The following is a 21,945-nucleotide window of genomic DNA, read 5'->3' on the forward strand; positions in this document are numbered from 1 at the left end:
TATGGGTATGGTTCAGGGGTAGCAATTTGAATTTTCAGGGATTTCCCTCATCCGGCAGCTGCGCAGGGCCCGCGTGACTCTGGACGCAGCCCGTCGGCGTACACTCTGGCAAATCGCCCTGCTCTCCGCAGGCTTTCTCGTGTTGGTTGCGATCAGCATCACGTCCATCGTTCTGGTGAACAAAGCGCGCGATGACAGCCGCTGGGTGGTTCATACCGTCGAAGTCGAAAATCAGATATCGACCGTTTTGCTCGATATCCGCCGCGCCGAAAGCGCTGCGCGGGGTTACCTTCTCACCTTCCAACCAAAGTTTTTAGAGGAGCATCAGGCCGCCGTCGCGCGCATCCCCTCTGGCGTAGCGAAACTTGCAATCCAGACTAACGACAGCGCCGTGCAGATTGAGCACACCAAACAGTTACGCGCGGCAGTGGAGTCACGGCTGGCCGAATTTACGAAGGCCATCGATTTTGTGAAGCAAAACGATATTCCCGGCGGCGTTGCGATGTTGCGTGATAGCAGCAACTCCGCCGTTCAACGCGTCGGCGAAGTTGCCGCTGCCATGCGCGCCGAGGAAGACCGTCTTTTCCAGGCACGCACCGTCGCAGCCGATCGCAGCCAGAGCCTCGCCGCCTTCGTCACCACCGCCGGTTCAGGCCTGGTGCTCCTTCTGGCCGGTACCTCCCTTTTCCTGGTTCGGCAATCGACGCGAGCACGCGATAAAGCAGAACAGCAACTGCGCGATAACAATCTCAACCTCGAAGCTGCTGTTGAGACACGAACTGCTGATCTTCGCGAAGCGAATGACGAGATCCAGCGCTTCGCGTACATCGTAAGCCACGACCTGCGATCGCCGCTGGTCAACATTATGGGCTTTACGAGCGAACTCGAAGAGCTGCGTACCGACATCTTCACCCGCATCGCAAGGTACAGCCGTGCTGCTGCAGAAGCGCCCTCCATTCCGGTGCCGATCGGAGATTCCGATCCGGCCGAAGCGCCGGAACTCCAGGCCGAAGACAAGCAGCTCTCTCAGGATTTCTCCGAAGCGCTCGGCTTCATCAAGTCATCGATCGGCAAGATGGATCGTCTCATCTCTGCCATCCTCAATCTCACCCGGGAGGGCCGCCGTGATTTCCATCCCGTGGAAATCGATACCCGCGAGTTGATTGAAACGATTATCTCCTCAGTGGCTCATCAAGCCTCTGAAGCCAATGCTCAAATACGCGTTGAACCGCTGCCGGACATCGTCAGCGACCGCCTTGCTTTGGAACAAATCTTTTCCAATCTGATTGACAATGCCCTCAAGTACCTGAAACCGGGTGTGCCGGGTGATATCCTGATCAAGGGCCGCCCCAAACTTGGCTTCATCATCTTCGAGATCATCGATAACGGCCGCGGTATCGACCAAAAGGACCATACGCGGATCTTTGATCTGTTTCGCCGGGCGGGTCTTCAGGATCGTCAAGGTCAGGGCATCGGGCTCGCCCATGTCCGCGCTCTGGTGCGCCGGATGGGCGGCACCATCAACGTCTCGTCAGAACTTCACACGGGCAGCACGTTTACTGTGACCCTACCCGCGCGATGGAATTACGGAACTCAAGGAAAAGAAGTATGAGCCTGCCAGTCAAAATTATCATGATCGAGGATGACGAAGGTCACGCCCGACTGATTGAGCGCAATATCCGGCGCTCCGGCGTCAACAACGAGATCGTGCCGTTCACCAACGGTACAGACGCGGTGAAATACCTGTTTGGCAGGGACGGCTCAGGCGTCGATCATAAGGATCAGGCGCTGCTGATCCTGCTCGACTTGAATCTGCCCGACATGACCGGGATCGATATCCTCAAGCGGATCAAGGAAAACAGCCACGTCAAATGCGCGCCCGTCGTGGTGCTCACAACCACGGACGACGAGCAGGAAATCAAGCGCTGCTACGAACTGGGCTGTAACGTCTATATTACCAAGCCCGTGAATTACGAAAGCTTTGCCAACGCGATCCGACAACTCGGATTGTTCTTTTCCGTCATCAAGGTTCCGCCGATAAAGACATGAAGCCATCCACGCCTCGCATTCTATATATCGACGACGACGCCGATCTCGCGCGCTTGGTCGAGCGCGGATTGAAGCGACAGGGCTTCACCGTGGAGCACGCGCCCGATGGCGCGAGCGGTCTCGTGCGCATCAAGCAGGGCGGAATCGATGTGGTGGCGCTCGACCAGCACATGCCCGGCCTCGACGGTCTTGAGACGCTTGCCGAAATTCAGAAGATTCCTGACGCACCACCGGTCATTTTCGTAACTGCCTCCCAGGACAGCAAGATCGCTGTCACCGCCCTGAAAGCGGGTTCTGCCGATTATCTGGTCAAGGATACGCAGGGAGAATTTCTCGCTTTACTCGACGTCGCCGCCAAGGGCGCTATCGAGCAGGCACTGGTGCGCAAGGCACGCGACGATGCCGAAGCGGAGGTTCACGCCTCGCGCGATCGATATGCTGCGCTCGCCGCGGAACGCGAAGTTCTGCTGCGAGAAGTCAACCATCGTGTCGGCAACAGTTTGCAGATCATCGCTTCGTTGCTCCACCTTCAGGCGAATTCGAGCACTGACGACGATGTAAAGGCCGCACTGACCAATGCGATGGGCCGCGTCGCTGCGGTCGCACAGGTTCATCGCCGCCTTTACACATCGCAGGACCTGAAGACTGTGATGTTGAACCAGTATCTGGAAGCCTTGCTCGAGGATTTGCGGCGCTCTGCCGAAGGCAACCGCATGTCGCGCCTGACGCTCAAGGCGGAGCCCGTCGAGATCGATCCGGATCGCGCGGTGGCGATCGGCATCATCGTCAACGAACTGGTGATGAACGCCGTTAAATATGCCTATCCGGATGGCGCTGGACCGATCCATGTCGAGCTTCGATCCTGCGACGGCGGACTTGAACTGGCGATTTCCGACGACGGTGTCGGCTTGCAAGCGAAGCAAAATCCCCAATCCACCGGCATGGGTCAGCGCATCGTCAGCGCCATGGCTATCAAGCTGGAAACCAAGGCGGAACGCGACCCGGCCCATCCTGGAACACGTGTCGTATTGCGGTTGAAGCATGCCGCCGAAACTCCTGTTCGACAATCCGCAACCGGCGCCGCTTGACGGTCGCGAAAGCCGTTACATTTTGCTATGATTGCGCATGAGTTCGCGCGACACCGCATCTTCCGAGATCACCCCAAGTGTCCTGCTGCGCGCCTATGCCTGCGGCATTTTTCCGATGTCGGAGAGCGCCGACGATCCGACGATTTTTTGGGTTGAGCCCGAAAAGCGCGGCATTATCCCGCTCGATGGCTTTCGCGTGGCGTCACGTCTTGCGCGAACCGTTCGGGCGGACACCTTTCGCGTCACAGTCAACACTGCTTTCAAGCAAACCATTGCCGGGTGCGCCGCCCCGCAACCGGGCCGCGACGACACCTGGATCAATGGCCGTATCCGCGACCTCTACACGTCGCTGCATGAGATTGATCACTGCCATAGCGTCGAGGTATGGCGCGGCGATCAACTGGTCGGCGGGCTTTATGGCGTCAGTCTGGGCCGCGCGTTTTTCGGCGAAAGCATGTTTCACACCGAACGCGACGCATCGAAGGTCGCGCTCGTTCATCTCGTGGCGCGCCTGATCGCCGGTGGCTTCGTGCTGCTCGACACGCAATTCGTGACAGATCATCTCCGCACGTTTGGCGCGGTCGAGGTCCCGCGGCGGCGTTATCGCACGCTGCTCGACGACGCCGTGACCGGACATGGCGACTTCTTCGCCCTTCCCGCCAACCGCCCGGTGACCGGCGCGGAAGCGCTGGCGTGCCTGACGCAAGCCTAGATTGCCTGAAAGGCGTTACTGCTGGAACGGGGGAAACGGGTTTGGCGGCGGCAACGGCCGTTGCACGGCTGGTTGTTTTGCCTGACGCTTTGGCTGTTGCTGAGGTGGCGGCGGCGCTGGCGCGGCTTTCGGCGCCTCCTGCTGGGCAACAGTAGCGGATGGACTTTTGCAGTCGGTCAGCCAGATGTCGTAAATCGGATGCTCAACGCCGTGCAGACCCGGACTGGCCGCGAACATCCAACCGGAAAATATCCGCTTCACTTCGCCCTGAAGCGTGATTTCATCGACCTCGACGAACGCGTCGGTGTTGGCCGCCTCCGTCGAGGGCCGCGTGTAGCAGGCCTGCGGCTTGACGCGCAGAGCGCCGAACTGAACAGTCTCGCCCATATCGGCGTCGAACTTGATGATACGGCCCGTGATCTTGTCCAACCCTGCGAAGACCGCCTGCTTGTTGACGATCTTCTGCGCCGGCGGCTCAGTCACAACCTCATCGCCCGGCTGCAAGGTTGCAGGCGACGGCGGCGCGCCGCGCGGCTGTTTCTGCCCCGGCGGCAGCCCTGGCAACGGATTCGCTGGAGGCACGGTTACGACGTTCGGCGTGCCTTGTCCCGGCACTGCGGGTGGCCTTGGAGCAGCCGCTGTTCCGGGCGGTGGCGGCAGCGGCTGCATCTGAACGTTACCCGGAGCGGGCACGCCCTGCCCCGGCGGCGGACGATTGGGTGTCGGAAGCAAACGACCCTGCGGTGGCAGATCGGGGACTTCCTCTTCTTCCGGCTCCTGTATCGGCTCCCCACGCTGGATGTTGGCGGGAGGCCGCGGCCTGTCGGAAAAGATGTTGCCGATCTGGGCGTAAACGGGCGTCGCAAGCGACATCAGCGATGTCACGATCAAAGCCGCAAAAGAACAGGCGGTGACGGTTCGGAACATCTTGCGCGACTCTACAGGAGCACGACGCCAAAAGGTGCGAAGCGGTTTCCGGAAAACATCGTGCTCCACACCTGTCGGAACGATCACGGTCATGATCTTAAACTGATCCCGGCCCCAATATGCGATTCAGTCGAATCGGCTGCACGACATTCTACCGATAATGGGCCTCGCGCAGGTCTCGGGTTAACACGCCGAATACGGCGGGGAAAGGGCGAGGCTTTCGCGCCGTATCAGGGGCAATAGAGCGGTGTTACTGCCCCGGAGTCCACGGCTGATAGTCACCGGTGGCCTTGGGCCGCCGGCCGCTGGCCAGCGTCGAGCCCGACGGACGATAGGCTGCAGGCGTCCCGGTCATGTTGGGGCGGTGCGGCTTTTCCCATTCGCGGGGCTTGTAATCAATCTCGGTCGGCGGCGTGTCTACGGTGTGGTGCAGCCAGCCATGCCATGCCGGCGGAACGCGCGTCGCTTCGGCATATCCGTTGTAAATCACCCAGCGGCGCTCGAAACCCAGCGTCGGATCGATCTTGCCGCCGCGCGTGCGATAGTAAGTGTTGCCGCCCTCGTCCTGGCCGACCACTTCGCCAAAGCGGCGGGTCCACAGCTGCGTGCCGAAAGTCGACCCGCTCCACCACGTGAAAAAACGCAGGAAAAACAGCTTCATGGCGCGAATCCGAACTGGGCGCGGGTGGCCGCGCGAGAGCTGTGTGATGCCATCGGATGCGCCAATTGTCCAGCGCCAACAGCAACTTGGTGCAATGCATGAACCTCCGTCCGGCCTGTGCGTTGGTGTCGTTTCGCCACGCACCTCCGGACTTCCGCGATGCTCGATACCATCGCTGCGGCACTTATCGCCAATGCGCTGATCGTCCACACGATCCGAAGCACGATCGGCGTGCACCATCCCAAAACCCGGTCGCTGTTGACACAGGATCCTGACGCGCGACCGAGATTCTCATCGTCATTATGACCGTCGCGGCGGCGATGTTGAGCTTCGAACAGGTCCGGCAGTATGGCGTCAGCCTGTTCGCATCGGCCGGTGTCGCCGGTCTGGCGATCGATTTGGCCGCGCATCCCTTGCTGTCGAACCTGATTGCTGGTGCGCAGATCGCAGTGGCGCAGCCGGCATGTTCCAGGTCTGGGAACCGCCCCAGAAGCGCCTGAATCCAAACGAACATTACTGTCCTCTGAATGGAGCCGCGCATCCCGCGCGGCTTCACAATCCAGAGTGATCGATACGGGCTTGGAGTGAGGACGATGATCACCTTTAGGAAAGGATGTGCTGCCGCAGTGGTTGCGCTGGCGCTTCCGATGGCTGCGACGTCATCCAGCCATGCTGCTCCGCTGGCGCCGAGCCAGCCGTTTTCGGCTGCGCATGCTGGCGCCGACAATTCGCTCGTAACTCAGGTTCAATGGCGGCGGCATGGTTATGGCTACGGTTACGGTTATCACGGGGGGTGGGGTGGTGTCGGCGCTGGTCTTGCCGCAGGCGCGCTGATCGGCGGCGCTATCGCGGCGGGCTCCAACCCTTACTACTACGGGCCCGGTTACGGATATGGATACGGTGGCCCGGCATACTATCCAGCCCCTGCTCCGGTCGTCGTCGCACCTCGGTATGGCTATGGCGGCGGAGACGCCGAAGCTTACTGCATGCAGCGGTATCGATCTTATGATCCGGCTTCAGGAACATATCTGAATTACGACGGCAATCGCTATCCCTGCCCGTAAATTCGAACAGAGCCTGATTACAAATCCGGCGATGCACGCGAATGCATCGCCGGGTTTGTTTTGCATCCCTGACGCGAATGAAGGCGCTAGAACGAAATCTTCATGCCGCCCCGGCCCGTGATGGTCTGGCTTTGATCGGACATTGCAGTGAACTCGGCTGCACCAAATACCGAAACGCCCGTAGCGTTACGCCAATCAAAACCGGCTCCTGTGTAAAAGCCGACAATGCTGCCTTTGCCGGGTGTTGCGAAAGCGAGGCTCTGTCCGAGCAAGATGGTGTTGACGTTACTGTCGCCGACGCGCTGCAAGGCAACCAGTCCGGCGGTGCCACTCAGTTGCAGTTGCTCTGACGGCGTGGCGCGGGTGGTGCGCGTCAGCTTGAATTCGCCACGCTCCTCGAAATTGTGCGACGTGCGCGGCGCGACGGTCAGGTTCGTCGACGACCCGGTTTCCTGATATCCGCCGAAGCCGGCCGCAAGATAGCGCACCCGCGCGGACGGCGTCAGCGTCAGGTTATAGCCGAGCGACTGCTCAAGACCGTAGGCAACCTCCGGACTGACGAACCAGCCATTGTACTTTCCGGTGGCGTATTCATAGCCGCCGGGCGCGAGGTTGTTGGCAATCGTGCGCTTCACATCGTTGCTGCTGTAACCACCGAGCAATGAGAAATCCACGAACGCGCGACCAACGGCGTAGCGGCCGTAAAGACCGCCGAACCCGATGTCGCTTGAGGTGTCGCCGGAATTGAGATCGATGGTCGATTTGATCGCGCCGCCGCCAATGAAGCCGCCGATCCTCAGACCTGGCCGCACCGTCTTGTCGATGCCGAGCACGCCACCGTAGAAGTTGTTCACCGAACGCAACGTCGGTGCATCCGCCTGCTGAACTCGACGCCCGCCGAAGCCCTGCGCCCACACGCTGGTGCCGTCGGCGGCGGTAAAGCTCGGATTGCTCAGAAGCACGCGGTCGTTGCTCGCATAAGCCAGCACCGGAATACCCAAGAAGGCATCGTTCACCATGTCGCGCGCGACGTTGCCGGACGGCGCGAAACCGATGGCCATCGATCCGCTCCCACCGATCGGCGCCGGATTGGTCAGGCGGCTCGTGACGAGAGACGTAATCGTGCGCGTCACGTCGACCACATTGCGATCCGCACCCGCGAACGACGTTGGATCGAGAATGGCGACGGTGTCGCCACTAATGACATAAGGCGCACCGCCGGTGACGTTGACGGTCGCGCCCGTGTCGATGAGGCCGCCAAAAGTACCACATCCACAGTTGTTTCCGAACGTCAGCGCCGACGAAATATCGTGTCCGCTCAGGATGTTCACAACTGTTCCTGAGCCGGGATAAAACGTATCTCCAGCAAGCTGGATTGTGCCAATGATCCTCGATCCAGGAAGAATGTTGAGCGTGCTGCGGGCCGCCGGATTAGAGGGATCGCTGTCCATAAAAATGGCCGCTCCGGACCCACTTCCGTCTATCAGTCCGGCGTTTGTAACAACCGCATGGCCCGCGTCGACCACAGAGACACCTAATGTTCCAACAATTCTCCCGGCGTTGAAAACCGAGGCTGTACCAGATGACGTCTGAGCGAGCACAGTACCCAAACCGCCGCTATCGATGGTGCCGTAGTTGACGATCGAGGAATTTCCAACACCGTTGACCTGCGAAGCGACCGGGCCACCTACGTATCCAAAATTTACTGCCGCTGCATTTCCGTCGCCAGCAACTATTCCGACCATCCCTCCGGACACAGAGCCGGAATTGATGTTGGTTGAATTGCCGTTGCCGCCCACAGCTGTCTGGATAAGGCCGTTGACCACGCCGGCATTGATTGTCGTCGCATTGCCATCGCCGCTCGAGAGTCCGCTGACCGTGGCAATTGATCCGTCTATCGTCCCGGTATTGACTGTCGTGGCGTCGCCGCTATCGGTCGTCATGGTCTGGATCGTACGTAAGACTTTCCCGGAATTTGTCGTGACGGCGTTTCCGCCATCGAAAGTCTGCGTAATAACGAGGTCAGCAATTCCGGAATTGATCGACATCGCGGTGCCTGCGCCAAACCCAGCGCCGCCAATGCTAGTTTGTGTGTTGAGAATGCCAACAATTGTTCCCGAATTGTTGGTCGTCGCGCTACCGCCGCCATCGGCGGTTGTCACGACGTTTCCACCGACGTTGCCGGAGTTGTTGGTCAGCGCATTGCCGCCGTCCTGAGCAATCGTGGTGATATCCTGAATTACCGTTCCGGAGTTCGTCGACGTGGCGTTACCCGCGCCGGTCAGCGTCGAGATGTACGATCCGATCGTCCCGGAATTGTTCGATGTCGCATTGCCGAGACCGCTCGCCGACGTTCCCAGCATATCGGCATTGATGCCGGAATTCGTGGCGGTAACGTTTCCATCAACACTGGTCGTGGTGATGCCGTTGCTCGCACCGGAACTGATGGTCGTGAGATTGAAACTGCCGAGTTGATCCTGAAAAAACGGCACAGCGGTTGTGCCGGCGTTGGTACAGGTGACATCACTCGCGCCGAGCGTCCCGACGCAGGCGAACTGCGCCTTCGCATCGGTGGATGCGATGATGATACTGGCCCATGCCGCGACAGCGATGATCGCGAAAATGAAACGCGACGCGTGCATTGTACACACGCGAAAACCCCAAGCAGCCTTAGCCCGCAACGACACCACGCCAGCCCCGATCATTCGCGAGCGTTGGTCGCTCATCGTATCGCGTGGAACCTAGCAAGCGGCGGTTCCAGGCGCTGTTGTATTTGAGGTACAGCGCCGATTAATGGGCTATTTATAAATACCTTTTGCGCTGAATGAGACGATATCGCCTCAGGAGCGTGACGCCAGCACGACGCCGGCTATGGTGAACCCAAGCGCTGCGATCTGTGCGACGCCGAGCGGTTCGCCGAGTGCTGCGGCGGATGCCAACACACCAATGACCGGCACCAGCAGTGTCCCGATGGCAGCGACCGAAGCCGGGAGCCGCTGAAGCGCGGCAAACCAGCAAGCGTACGCGATGCAAAACTGAACCACGATCGAATAGCCGAACAATGTCCAGCCCAGCGGCGACAGCGTCATGAAGTGCGGCTGCTCGATCAAGAGCCCAACCACGGCGACCGGCAGGCAGCCGATCAGGATCTGCCAGACTGCCGACGTCAGTGGTGGCAATCCCAACGGCCAGCGCTTGCCGAACACCGTGCCGAGTGCGAACAGGAATGCGCCGGCCAGTGCCAGCGCAATGCCCGGCAGCTTGACGTAGCTCGCCGCGATACCGCTGCCGCCCATCAGCGCGATGAGGCCGGCGATGGCCATCGCCATAGCAACCACCCGTAACAGCGAAATTCGCTCACCGAGAATCGGCCACGCCAGCACCGAGGCCCAGACTGGCATTGTATAGGCCATGACAGCGGCCTCGCTTGCCGGCAGATACACCAGTGCCAGCCCCATCAGCGCCATCCAGGCCGTGACGTTGAGGAGCGACAGCAGCACGAGCCGCGGCCATGTCTCGCGCGGCACTTTCAGCGATTGCCGGAACGCCAGCGCCAGCAGCGCAAGCAATCCCGCACCGACGATGCCAGACAGGCCGCGGACCGACAGCGGCGGCAATTCCATCAACAGATGTTTGGTGACGGGCCAGTTCAGTCCCCAGCCGATCGACGTTGCCAGCAGCAACAGATAGCCGATCGATCGCGTTCGCCGCTGCGCGACGGCTCGCTCTTCCGGCGACATGTCGGTCAGCGCTTCGGGCGGCGTGCGGCTGTCCACAGGTTTGGTCCTTCGACTCGAATTCCACGCCATGTGGATGACGGGGAGAAAGACCACGCGCGCTTCACGCGATCCACCCGGAATCAGCAAAATACGCGCATATCAAAGACGCGATTTTGGAGGCCCGCGACAAACCTTGGAGGAACTCACAAGGAGGTGAGATTTCGGCTTCCGAATCCACAAGGACTCACCGATACTTCCCGCAATGCGAACCATCCCGGCGATGCGCCATCCCGCTGGAAATCCGCATTTTCCACCATATTTAGTATTTGATTCAGTTTTCGACACTAATCCTTGACGTGTCGGATGGAGTCGGCCTAGCTTTGGGACTGTTCGGCGCGGGGGTTTTCAGTCCCGTCGGGCACCTCCCGCAAAGGGCCAAGAAGGCAGCTCCGTCAGACCGGTCGAGGTCACGGGACGTGGATTTGTCTGCGCTGTTTTTGGGCCGGAATCGAAAAGGCGAAACCGCGGCAAACTGCGGCGCAAAAGGCGAGTTTGGGGCGTTCGGGCAAGGCCGGTTTGGGGACCGGATCGTGCCCGCCAGAGTTAACAGGCCGCGGCTTCGGACCCGAACACGGGACGATGTGAACGGCAAAGAACTGCGAACGAACCGGTTCGCAAATTGAAATCTCCGGCTTACCGTCAAGGGACGGGAGCGCCGGCAAAGGACGGGGCACTACAATGCGCATCGAACGCCGCTACACCAAAGCCGACCAGTCACCCTACGCCGCCATCGACTTCCGGCTGACGACGAGCGAGATCCGCAACCCCGACGGCTCGGTGGTGTTCCGCCTTGAGAATGTCGAGGTGCCGGAGTTCTGGTCGCAGGTCGCCTCCGACGTTCTCGCGCAGAAGTATTTCCGGAAAGCCGGCGTCGCCTCGCGCCTGAAGAAGGTCGAGGAAGAGACTGTCCCGTCGTGGCTGTGGCGTTCGGTGCCGGACCCCGAGGCCCTTGCCGCCCTCCCCGAATCCGAGCGCATCGGCGGCGAGCATTCCGCCAAGCAGGTGTTCGATCGTCTCGCCGGCTGCTGGACCTACTGGGGCTGGAAGGGCTCGTACTTCACCTCGGAAGAAGACGCGCGCGCATTCTATGACGAACTGCGCTTCATGCTCGCCAAGCAGATGGTCGCGCCGAACTCGCCGCAGTGGTTCAACACCGGACTGCACTGGGCCTACGGCGTCGATGGTCCAGGCCAGGGCCACTACTATGTGGACTGGAAGACCGGCAAGCTGACCAAATCGAAATCCTCCTACGAGCATCCGCAGCCGCACGCCTGCTTCATCCAGGGCGTCGATGACGATCTCGTCAACGAAGGCGGCATCATGGACCTGTGGGTTCGCGAGGCGCGCCTGTTCAAGTACGGCTCCGGCACCGGCTCCAACTTCTCGCGCCTGCGCGGCGAAGGCGAAAAGCTCTCCGGCGGCGGCCGCTCATCCGGCCTGATGTCGTTCCTCAAGATCGGCGACCGCGCGGCGGGCGCGATCAAGAGCGGCGGCACCACGCGCCGCGCGGCCAAGATGGTCGTGGTCGATGCCGACCATCCGGATATCGAAACCTATATCGACTGGAAGGTGAAGGAAGAGCAGAAGGTCGCCGCGCTGGTCACCGGCTCCAAGATCAACCAGAAGCATCTCAAGGCCATCATGAAGGCCTGCGTGAACTGCGAAGGTTCAGGCGACGACTGCTTCGACCCCGAGAAGAACCCGGCGCTCCGCCGAGAGATCAAGTTCGCGCGCCGCGCCATGGTGCAGGACAATCTCATCAAGCGCGTGATGCAGTTCGCCAAGCAGGGCTACACCGACATCTCGTTCGACACCTATGACACCGACTGGGATTCGGAGGCCTATCTCACCGTCGCCGGCCAGAACTCGAACAACTCGGTCTCGCTGAAGGACGACTTCCTGCGTGCGGTGGAAACCGACGGCGACTGGAATCTGATCGGCCGCACCAACAAGAAGGTGACGAAGACGCTGAAGGCCCGCGACCTGTGGGAAAAAATTGGTTACGCCGCCTGGGCGTCGGCCGATCCCGGCCTGCACTACAACACCACCATGAACGACTGGCACACGTGTAAAGCCAGCGGTGACATCCGCGCGTCCAATCCGTGCTCGGAATACATGTTCCTCGACGACACGGCGTGCAACCTCGCCTCCGCCAACCTGCTGACCTTCTACGACACCCAGACCCGCCGCTTCGACATCGAAGCCTATGAGCATCTGTGCCGCCTGTGGACCGTCGTGCTGGAAATTTCAGTCATGATGGCGCAGTTCCCGTCGAAGGCGATCGCCGAACTCTCCTACGAGTTCCGCACGCTGGGCCTCGGCTACGCCAACATCGGCGGCCTGCTGATGACCATGGGCCTGTCCTACGACTCGAAGGAAGGCCGCGCGCTGTGCGGCGCGCTGACCGCCGTGATGACCGGCACCAGCTACGCCACCTCCGCCGAAATGGCGAAGGAGCTTGGCCCCTTCCCCGGCTACAAGAAGAACGCGGCGCACATGCTGCGGGTGATCCGCAACCATCGCCGTGCGGCGCATGGCGAATCCCGCGGCTATGAAGCGCTCGCTGTGAATCCGGTGCCGCTCGATCACGCGAGCTGCCCGCAGGGCGACATCGTCACCCGCGCGAAGCTCGTCTGGGACGCGGCGCTCGAACTCGGCGAACAGCATGGCTACCGCAACGCGCAGACCACCGTGGTCGCGCCGACCGGCACCATCGGCCTGGTGATGGATTGCGACACTACGGGCATCGAGCCGGACTTCGCGCTGGTGAAATTCAAGAAGCTCGCCGGCGGCGGCTACTGGAAGATCATCAACCGCGCCGTGCCGGAAGCGCTGCGCGCGCTCGGCTATCCCGAGAACGAGATCGCCGAGATCGAAGCCTACGCTGTCGGCCACGGATCGCTCTCCAACGCGCCCGGCATCAACGCAACGACGCTGCGCGCCAAGGGCTTCACCGACGAAGCGCTGAAGAAGGCCGAAGCCGCGCTGCCGACCGCCTTCGACATCAAGTTCGCCTTCAACAAGTGGACCTTCGGCGAAGATTTTCTGCGCGACACCCTGAAGCTTGAGCCCGAGGCCATCGCGGCCCCCGGCTTCGACCTGCTCACCGCGCTCGGCTTCACCAAGCGCGAGATCGAGGCCGCCAACATCCACATCTGCGGCGCGATGACCGTGGAAGGCGCGCCCTTCCTGAAGGCCGAGCACTACGCGGTGTTCGATTGCGCCAATCCCTGCGGCAAGATCGGCAAGCGATATCTGTCGGTGGAAAGCCACATCCGCATGATGGCGGCGTCGCAGCCCTTCATCTCGGGTGCGATTTCCAAGACCATCAACATGCCGAACGACGCCACGGTGGAGGATTGCAAATCCGCCTATCTGCTCTCGTGGAAGCTCGCGCTCAAGGCCAACGCGCTCTATCGCGACGGCTCGAAGCTCTCGCAGCCGCTGAACTCGCAGCTCATCAGCGATGATGACGACGAGGACGATGCCATCGAGGCGTTCTACGACAAGCCGATGGCGGCGCGCACCACCCAGGTCTCGGAGAAAATCGTCGAGAAGCTGGTCGAGCGCATCGTTGTGATGCGTGAACGCGAGAAGATGCCGGATCGCCGTAAGGGCTACACCCAGAAGGCTGTGGTCGGCGGCCACAAGGTTTATCTGCGCACCGGCGAATACGATGACGGCCGCCTCGGCGAGATCTTCATCGACATGCACAAGGAAGGCGCGGCGCTGCGCTCCTTCATCAACAACTTCGCCATCGCCGTCTCATTGGGTCTGCAATACGGCGTGCCGCTGGAAGAGTATGTCGACGCCTTCACCTTCACCCGCTTCGAGCCAGCGGGCCCGGTGCAGGGCAACGACTCGATCAAGTTCGCGACCTCGATCCTCGACTACGTGTTCCGCGAACTTGCGGTGTCGTACCAGTCGCGCTTCGATCTCGCCCACGTCGATCCGAGCGAGACCGGCTTCGATGCGCTCGGCAAGGGCGTCGAGGAAGGCAAGTCGCCGGATGCGTCGCACTCCTCGAAGTACCTGTCGAAGGGCCTCACCCGCTCGCGCACCGACAAGCTTGTGGTCATGCAGGGCGGCGCTGCCGATGCGCAGGCGTCCGGTAACGTCACCTCGATTGCGTCAGCAGGCGCGACCGCTTCTTCTCCCTCCCCCCTGGGTGGGGAGGGCGGCGCGCGCAGCGCGCCGGGTGGGGGGCAAGCGCCCTCACCGCGCTCAAGACCGCGGAGCCCGAGCGCGAACTCTCGCCGACCGAAAAGCTGGAGCAGCAGAACTGGAGCAAGGCCGGTTCGGCAGCTCAGGCCGCACCAAGCAAGGCCGAGCGCCGCGCGGAAGCAAAGGCTAGAGGCTATGAAGGCGACATGTGCACCGAGTGTTCGAACTTCACGCTGGTACGGAATGGCACGTGCATGAAGTGCGATACGTGCGGCAGCACGACGGGGTGTTCGTGAGGCACTAGTGTAACGCACCCCAAAAGAACGACTTCCACCCCATAAGTTTGCACGATGCACCCCAATTAATGGTCGCGCAAATTACAACCTACGAGTTGCATGGTTATCAAAGCCAAACTGGAAATGTCCGGCACCTGCAAGAAGTGCGACAAATGCGGAGGGACAACAGGCTGCAGTTAATTGTTCGGAGTGGGAATCAGCCCAATGCAGCATCGGGCATAGTTGGTCCGCTACAAGTTTGTCCCCGTTACCGGGCAAAGTTGGTCCTCTAGTCGGTGCTGTGGGCGGCAACTGAAAGTTGAGAAAGGTTTCGCGGCGAGCTTCGGCTTCGCCGCGAAATGGCTTGTCGAACATATCGTGAATGAATTTAGCGCTCGGCAGGACGCATCGAAGCGAATGACTGAGAGAACGAGCGCAGAATTGAATATTTAGTGAGGTCCTCTGATGGCATTTCGCGGCCTATTCATCGGTATCGATCGCTACCAATCGCCTGCAATCGGAGAGCTTAGCTGCGCATGCCGGGACGCAATGGCCCTGAATGCGCTGTTCACTGACACGCTGGGCGGTGCCTCAACGCTGTTGACGGATACCGATGCCACTAAACAGCGGATCGAAACGGAATTCTTGGCGCTTGCGGACTGTGACGTCGACGACACTGTCGTCATCGGTTTCTCGGGCCACGGCTCGGAAACCCACGAGCTCATCCCATACGACGCCGACATTTTAAACCTTCCGGCGTCTGCAGTGCCGCTGGACCTCCTCCAAGACTGGTTTTCTAGAATACCGGCCCGTCGCCTAGTCTTCTTTCTCGATTGCTGCTTCTCGGGCGGGCTCGGGTCCAAGGTACTGCAGATCGACATCAAGCCGCGCGACCTGAGATCCGCCGAGGCAAAGCTGGCGCAGATCGCAGGCGACGGGCGCCTTATTTTTACAGCCTCGCGAGCCGACGAGCCGGCTTACGAAAACGCTCACCAAGGGCACGGCTACCTGACGTTCTATCTGATCGAAGCGCTGCGTGGAGCGAGCGAAGTCGTACAGGGCGGACGCATCCCACTCTATAGATTGCTCGACCACGTCTCCGCCCGTGTCGCGGCGGCGGCAGCGCAATTCGGCCTGCAGCAGCATCCGACTATGAAGGGGAAGATCGAAGGCGACGTGCATTGGCCCATCTTCGTCGAAGGACCTCGTTTTGCCGCCATATTCCCCAATCGCAGCCAGGTCGCGGTTACTGCCGATCTCGCGAGTCTGCAGGACGCGGGATTCCCCCAGGGGCTGATTGACGCATGGTCGAATGCTATCCCGTCGTTAAACTCACTCCAAATCGCGGCTGTGAACGACTACGGCGTCCTGAACGGAGATCATCTGGTGGTGTCTGCGCCGACGTCGAGCGGCAAGACCATGGTCGGAGAACTAGCGGCGCTGCGCAACGTGCTTGATCGGCGGCGGGCTATCTTCCTCCTGCCACTGAAGGCACTGGTGGCAGACAAGCGGCGCCACTTCAGTTCGGTATACGGCCCCTTCGGAATCCGCACCGTAGAAGCCACCGGCGAGACCGACGACATCTCACCGCTGCTGCGCGGCAAGTACGACATCGCGCTTCTAACCTACGAGAAGTTCGCGGCCATCGCCCTCACCTTTCCGCACGTGCTCGCCGGCGCTGGCGTGATCGTCGTCGATGAGGCCCAGATGATTGCGGACAAAAGCCGCGGCGCCAACCTGGAGTTCTTGCTGACGCTGATCCGCATGCGCCGGCGCGAGGGTATCGAACCCCAGACGATCGCACTCTCCGCTGTTATCGGAGATACTAATGGTCTCGAGCGGTGGTTCGGCGCACGGCTTCTCCGCCATACCGAGAGGCCGGTACCGTTAGACGAAGGTTTGCTGCGTGCGGACGGCACATTCCGCTTCATCGATTCAACCACCGGCGCCGAGCGGATCGAGGGGCCTATCATCCGGCAGGAATATCGCAAAGGCTCGAGCCAGGATTGGGTCGTGCCGCTGGTGAGGCATTTGGTCGGCAAAGGTCAGCAAGTCATAGTATTCAGAGAGGTGAAGGGTGAAGCACGCGGGACGGCCGGGTACCTGTCGGAAGCACTGGCGCTCTCGCCGGCACAGGCTGCGCTCGACCAACTGCCAGCCAGCGATGCTTCGCTCGCCAACCAAGATCTCCGCAAAGCACTAGCGCACGGTGTAGCCTTCCATCACGCTGACCTCACACCGGAAGAACGCCGTGTGGTGGAAGAGGAATTTCGCCGTCCAGGTTCTGGGCTGCGCGTGATTGCCGCAACGACAACTCTCGCGATGGGCGTCAACACTCCCGCCTCATCTGTCGTCATCGTCGGATTAATGCATCCTCAGGATCAGCCGTACTCTATCGCCGAGTACAAGAACCTCGTCGGGCGCGCAGGCCGCCTCGGGTTTGCCGAGAAGGGATCGTCATATCTGCTGGCGACCGATCAGCGTGCCGAATACGGTTATTGGAACAACTACGTCACAAGAGCGCCTGAGGATCTCGTATCTAGATTCCTCGACGTCGATACTGACGCGCGATCCCTCATCGTCCGCGTAGTCACTTCCCTCAGCCGGCTAAGCCCCAAAGGGATCTCCAGCGATGCTATCGTCGATTTTTTGGAATCAAGCTTCGGCGCGTTTCAAGCAACGCGCACGCGCGACGGCTGGAAATGGAATCGCGAAGAGCTAGTCAAGGCGCTGCAGGATCTCGAGATCAACGGGCTGATCTCCAACGTCGACGGACTCTATCTCCTCACAGACCTAGGGCGGCTCGCCGGAGAGAGCGCGACGGAAGTGACGTCAATCGTCCGCCTCGTCGAGTGCCTGCGTCAGATTCCTCCTGATCGGTTGAGCGATCCCGACCTAATCGCGGCCACTCAAGTTACGTTGGAGTTGGATCAAATCCATTTTCCGATCAACAAAAAGAGCACTCAGAAAGAACCTCAATTCTGGGCTAACGAACTCCGCCCCCAGGTAACAGACGGATATGTACTCGACGCATTCCGCCGAGAGGTCATTGACAGCCACACAGCGACGATCCGAGCGAAGAAGTCGGTCGCGTGTCTCCTCTATGTTTCGGGCCGCCCCATATCCGAAATCGAAAAGATCGTCGGGCAATTCGGGGGCGCGTTCGGCGGCGCCTCGGGACCGATCCGCAGCGTCGCAAGCCGGACGTCCGATCTGGTACCGACCGCCGCCAGGGTTGCAGAGATACTTCATCCGGGGCTCGACCTGCGCGATCGGATCGGACGCCTGACGACCCGTCTCACTTTTGGCATACCCGCTGTCGCAGTCGACTTGGCGAGAGAAGCCGGCTCGCGGCTTCTTCGCGGCGACTATTGCGCACTAGCGAATGCGAGGCTTTGTGACGCAGTTGCAGTCGATACCGCATCGGATGCCGCGCTACTCTCTTGTCTCGAAAATGATCTGGAGAAGTTAGCGGCTGTGCGCGATGCAGTGAAGGCACTGAAATTAAGACAACGAGTACCACCGATCTCGACAAGTCCGATCCTTGAACCATACGTCGCTTAACTTGAGGATGATATTATGCCGGTGAAAGTCTTTATATCACACAAAAACGAGGACACGGTCCAAGCCGGGGCTGTGGCAGCTCACTTACAATCCAACGGCCTCAACGTCTACTTGGACGTTATTGACAGACAACTGGATAAAAGTGGTCCTGATCTCGCCGATTACATTCGACAGCAACTTGAGCAATGCACGCAATTGCTTGCGGTTATTAGCCCGCGCACGCAAGCTTCATGGTGGGTGCCTTGGGAGATTGGCGTTGCCACTGAGAAAGAACGTTTTCTTGCATCGTTCGTGTCAGACAATGCAACAGTCCCAGAATTCTTAGTGAAATGGCCGTATATGCGCACAAAGCAAGATCTCGACATCTACATTCGTGAGTCCAAAAAGGCACAACTCCTCGTAGAAGAGCGACTACAGAGGGGGTACCCGACGACGGCTCGCGCCACCGGGTTTCGCTCGTTCCACACGTCTATGAAGGCGTCGCTCGGACAACGGTAAACAGCACACACAATTTAGTCATCGAAGGAAAAGATTATGGCAGCGAATAGAATTGTCTTCGTGGCTTTTGCGATTGAGGACGAGCGTCAACGTGATTTCCTGAAAGGGCAATCACTACATCCACGGGCACCGTATGAATTCACCGATATGTCGGTAAAGGAGGCTTATGACAGCGGATGGAAAGAGAAGGTCAGGACACGCATCCGCCGATCTGACGGAGTGATAGTTCTAGTTAGCAAGAATTCGCTCACATCGAGCGGCCAAAAATGGGAGATCGAGTGCGCCAAAGAGGAAGGCAAGAAGATCCGCGGAATTTGGGCCTACTCGAATGATCGCACGTCGCTCGCCGGTATCTCCACGGTTGCCTGGAGCGACACCAACATCAGCAACTTTATCGATTCACTGTGACAACCGATGCGTAAGGCTCTAATAGTCGGAATAGATTATTACACTGACTTTACGCCTCTAAGTGGCTGCGTGCGAGATGCCAACTCTGTAGCCGATATTTTAGCGCGGCACGCTGATGGCAGCGTCAACTTCGCAACCCCGAAGGTGCTCCTCGCCACAGGTCCTCACAGTATCGTCAAGAGGAGCGACCTTCGCGATGCAATCCGAGAATTGTTCTCTGATGACCCCGAAATTGCGCTGCTCTACTTCGCTGGGCACGGCTTCGTCGACGAAACCGGCGGATTCCTTTGCGCAAGCGATTGTCAGAATGGAGATGACGGACTTGCTCTGAGCGATGCGATGACGTTTGCGAGGTGCTCAAAAGCGACAAATAAGATCATCATCCTCGATAGCTGCCACAGCGGTATCGCGGGAAACCGGCCCGGAGGCGGAGCAGTTGCGGAAATTGTGCAGGGCATGACTTTACTGACAGCATCGACCGCTGAACAATACGCCCATGAGGGAGGCAATGGCGCACCCGGTGTATTCACAAATCTACTTGTCGATGCGCTTGGTGGGGCCGCAGCAAACCTCGTCGGGGATGTAACACCAGGCAGCGTGTACGCGCACATCGACCAGTCCCTAGGACCTTGGGGTGGCCAGCGCCCCGTTTTCAAAACGAACGTAAAATCCTTTGTCTCGTTGCGAAGAGCGATGCCGCCTATCGCCCTCACCGAGCTTCTGCAGTTGGCGACACTTTTTCCCGAGCCGAGCTTCAAATTTCAACTTGAGCCATCATACGAACCCGAGAGGTCTCAAGAACAGCGGAACGATCCGAACATCCCACCGCCTGATCTCCAGAAGAATGCGGTTTTCAAAGTTCTGCAGAACTATGTGAGGGTAAATCTGGTTCGTCCGGTAGGGGCTCTTCACATGTGGCATGCCGCTATGGAAAGAAAATCATGTGAACTAACTGTCCTGGGAGAACATTACAGAAAACTTGTCGCGGAAAAGCTGATCTAAGAACTCGCAGGAGCGCGTATGTGCAGCGAACGGGTTAATAGGCAGTCGAAATTGTTGGTCGAAGAACTTGCGGCGATTGAACATGAGCGGTGGGCTCACTGGCAAAAGTACGTTCACGGCAAAGGACATCGTCAGCCGGACGGTTCGCTCATTCTGCCGGCAGATTTAGTCAGCCATTGGGAGCGACAGATGGCCACGAGGTACCACGATCTCAGCGAGAACGAGAAGAGAAGCGATCGCGAACAGGTCATGAAATATTTTCCGGTAATTGAACGCTGGTTATCCGAACGAAACTAGGAGTTCGACGTCCACATGCCCGACACGTTTCAGACATTTCGCGACCCCTTGCTTTCCCTGTATCAGTCCGCCGTCGATCAAATAGCTAAGAGACTTGACGCGAACCCGACCAACAAGGCGCGCGGTGCACGCCTGACTCTACCAAGATCCGCCGCAAGCACCCTACCAGGTATTGCGGCGGAGATCGCACAGCGCGCGTTCGATCAGGAGCGAGGGGTGGAGACGAGTCAGAGTCAGTCGGCGAGTATTGCTCGCGAACTGACGAATACGGGAATCGCGCGCGTTTGCGCGGAATTGAGCTTTCGATATCTCAACGCATTGGCGCGCGGAGATTCCAAGGCTCTATCTGAACTCAAGCATGAATTCGTCGCAGGAACTTGCGACCCTGCATGGCTAAACACTTTGATCGAATACCATCTCTACTTTGAATCGGACGGTAAAAGGAAGCCCATTCCCTACATTCGGGCATCCGATGATGGACCCAAGACAATCGAGATCAAGACCGGTGCCCGCGTCGCAGTGGCAGGCGACTGGGGCACCGGTGCACAGCCTGCGATCGATGTCCTAAAAACTATCGCGGATCATAATCCGGATGTATTCGTCCATCTTGGCGATATCTATTATTCTGGTACTTCTGACGAATGCCAAACGAACTTTGTCGATCCGATTGATCTTGTCCTGCGCAAGGGCACTCTGACACCCGACGTTTTCACGCTGTCGGGAAACCACGATATGTATTGTGGAGGTGTCGGATTCTATGAACTCATCAAACGGCTTAACGCCCCTCCTTCGATTCAGCCCGCAAGCTTTTTTTGTCTGCGGTCTGCGGATGAGAAATGGCAGATCCTTGCCATGGACACGGGCCTTCATGATGACAGCCCCGTGAGCGTCGCGGATGCAGTCACTTTTCTTGAGGATGACGAGCTTGCGTGGCACTGCGACCGCATCAGGGAATTCCCAGGTCGTACAATCCTACTGTCACATCATCAATTGTTCTCTGCTTTTTCCCCTATCGGCGCCGCGGATACTTCAGGAAAACGATCGGCCTTAAATCCTCATCTCCTCAAGGCGTTCCAAAAAATGAGTGCTTCCGGAAATATTGCTGCTTGGTTTTGGGGACACGAACACACGCTTGGCATCTACAAACCATTTGCGGGTCTAAAGCGAGGCCGATGCGTCGGACATGGCGCTGTCCCCGTTTCATTGATCGATAAAATTTACGACACATTGCCGGACCTTGAAGAGCCGCCCGAGATTATTGAAGCCACAAAGCTTGGGGCTACGGGCGGCGTCTACACTCACGGCTATGCCCTTCTTGAATTCGAAGGCGACGTCTGCCGAGCGGAATACTTCGAACAAAATAATGAAGGCCGATCGCGTGTATATGTGGAGACTATTTCGTAACCTTCCCGTCGGCATCGACCTCTTCAAGGATGCTGTTACACTTCCGCACGGAA

16 protein-coding genes and 1 pseudogene are annotated in these 21,945 nt (G+C 59.3%); 13 read left to right on the plus strand and 4 right to left on the minus strand.

Annotation, left to right across the window (positions count from 1 at the left end; translation table 11 throughout):
• Positions 1-73: 73 nt before the first annotated feature.
• The 4 genes from BN32_RS06305 to aat are packed head-to-tail and all read left to right on the plus strand — an operon-like array spanning position 74 to position 3,849.
• Positions 74-1,612 (plus strand): sensor histidine kinase, encoded by a 1,539-nt coding sequence (locus BN32_RS06305; RefSeq protein WP_019197283.1) that lies wholly within the window; start codon positions 74-76, stop codon positions 1,610-1,612.
• Positions 1,609-2,049 carry a response regulator gene (locus BN32_RS06310; RefSeq protein WP_019197284.1) on the plus strand — a complete coding sequence of 147 codons (441 nt, stop codon included), beginning with the start codon at positions 1,609-1,611 and terminating at the stop codon, positions 2,047-2,049. Before BN32_RS06305 ends, BN32_RS06310 begins: the two co-directional genes overlap by 4 nt.
• The gene (locus BN32_RS06315; RefSeq protein WP_019197285.1) at positions 2,046-3,137 is read left to right on the plus strand and encodes a sensor histidine kinase; all 1,092 of its coding nucleotides are present in this window, start codon (positions 2,046-2,048) and stop codon (positions 3,135-3,137) included. The genes BN32_RS06310 and BN32_RS06315 overlap by 4 nt, the downstream gene beginning before the upstream one ends.
• Positions 3,138-3,174: 37 nt before the next feature.
• Positions 3,175-3,849, plus strand: a complete 675-nt coding sequence (gene aat / locus BN32_RS06320; protein WP_019197286.1) for a leucyl/phenylalanyl-tRNA--protein transferase — start codon at positions 3,175-3,177, stop codon at positions 3,847-3,849.
• Between the two features lie 15 nt (positions 3,850-3,864).
• Here aat and BN32_RS06325 read toward each other — a convergent pair whose 3' ends face one another.
• Positions 3,865-4,776, minus strand: coding sequence for a DUF2155 domain-containing protein (locus tag BN32_RS06325; RefSeq protein ID WP_040426051.1), 912 nt, complete (start codon positions 4,774-4,776; stop codon positions 3,865-3,867).
• 250 nt (positions 4,777-5,026) lie between these two features.
• Positions 5,027-5,437, minus strand: a complete 411-nt coding sequence (locus tag BN32_RS06330; protein ID WP_019197288.1) for an NADH:ubiquinone oxidoreductase subunit NDUFA12 — start codon at positions 5,435-5,437, stop codon at positions 5,027-5,029.
• Positions 5,438-5,712: 275 nt separating this feature from the next.
• Between BN32_RS06330 and BN32_RS27585 the strand changes: the two are divergent.
• Both BN32_RS27585 and BN32_RS06340 read left to right on the plus strand, forming a co-directional pair.
• Positions 5,713-5,898, plus strand: a pseudogene (locus tag BN32_RS27585) (mechanosensitive ion channel family protein); the annotation flags it as partial.
• Between the two features lie 132 nt (positions 5,899-6,030).
• Complete coding sequence (locus BN32_RS06340) at positions 6,031-6,501, plus strand: BA14K family protein (RefSeq protein WP_019197291.1); 471 nt, start codon at positions 6,031-6,033, stop codon at positions 6,499-6,501.
• A gap of 86 nt (positions 6,502-6,587) precedes the next feature.
• Here BN32_RS06340 and BN32_RS06345 read toward each other — a convergent pair whose 3' ends face one another.
• Entirely contained in the window at positions 6,588-9,227 is a 2,640-nt protein-coding gene (locus BN32_RS06345; protein ID WP_244438096.1) for an autotransporter outer membrane beta-barrel domain-containing protein, read from the minus strand.
• A gap of 114 nt (positions 9,228-9,341) precedes the next feature.
• Positions 9,342-10,241 (minus strand): DMT family transporter, encoded by a 900-nt coding sequence (locus tag BN32_RS06350; RefSeq protein WP_040426052.1) that lies wholly within the window; start codon positions 10,239-10,241, stop codon positions 9,342-9,344.
• 717 nt (positions 10,242-10,958) lie between these two features.
• On the opposite strand from BN32_RS06350, the gene BN32_RS06355 reads away from it, so the two are divergent.
• From BN32_RS06355 to BN32_RS06385, 7 genes are all read left to right on the plus strand, one after another.
• The gene (locus BN32_RS06355) at positions 10,959-14,702 is read left to right on the plus strand and encodes a vitamin B12-dependent ribonucleotide reductase (RefSeq protein ID WP_244438097.1); all 3,744 of its coding nucleotides are present in this window, start codon (positions 10,959-10,961) and stop codon (positions 14,700-14,702) included.
• 482 nt (positions 14,703-15,184) lie between these two features.
• Entirely contained in the window at positions 15,185-18,283 is a 3,099-nt protein-coding gene (locus tag BN32_RS06360; protein WP_019197294.1) for a DEAD/DEAH box helicase, read from the plus strand.
• 15 nt (positions 18,284-18,298) lie between these two features.
• Positions 18,299-18,781: a toll/interleukin-1 receptor domain-containing protein gene (locus BN32_RS06365; protein ID WP_019197295.1), complete on the plus strand. Its 483-nt coding sequence runs from the start codon at positions 18,299-18,301 to the stop codon at positions 18,779-18,781.
• A 36-nt stretch (positions 18,782-18,817) separates the two neighbouring features.
• Positions 18,818-19,189, plus strand: a complete 372-nt coding sequence (locus tag BN32_RS06370) for a TIR domain-containing protein (protein ID WP_019197296.1) — start codon at positions 18,818-18,820, stop codon at positions 19,187-19,189.
• 6 nt (positions 19,190-19,195) lie between these two features.
• Positions 19,196-20,191: a caspase family protein gene (locus tag BN32_RS06375; RefSeq protein WP_019197297.1), complete on the plus strand. Its 996-nt coding sequence runs from the start codon at positions 19,196-19,198 to the stop codon at positions 20,189-20,191.
• An 18-nt stretch (positions 20,192-20,209) separates the two neighbouring features.
• Complete coding sequence (locus BN32_RS06380) at positions 20,210-20,488, plus strand: hypothetical protein (RefSeq protein ID WP_019197298.1); 279 nt, start codon at positions 20,210-20,212, stop codon at positions 20,486-20,488.
• 15 nt (positions 20,489-20,503) lie between these two features.
• Positions 20,504-21,892: a metallophosphoesterase family protein gene (locus BN32_RS06385; protein WP_019197299.1), complete on the plus strand. Its 1,389-nt coding sequence runs from the start codon at positions 20,504-20,506 to the stop codon at positions 21,890-21,892.
• Positions 21,893-21,945: the final 53 nt, after the last annotated feature.

Origin of the sequence: Afipia birgiae 34632 (assembly GCF_000308295.2) — a bacterium.
GTDB classification, from domain to species: domain Bacteria; phylum Pseudomonadota; class Alphaproteobacteria; order Rhizobiales; family Xanthobacteraceae; genus Afipia; species Afipia birgiae.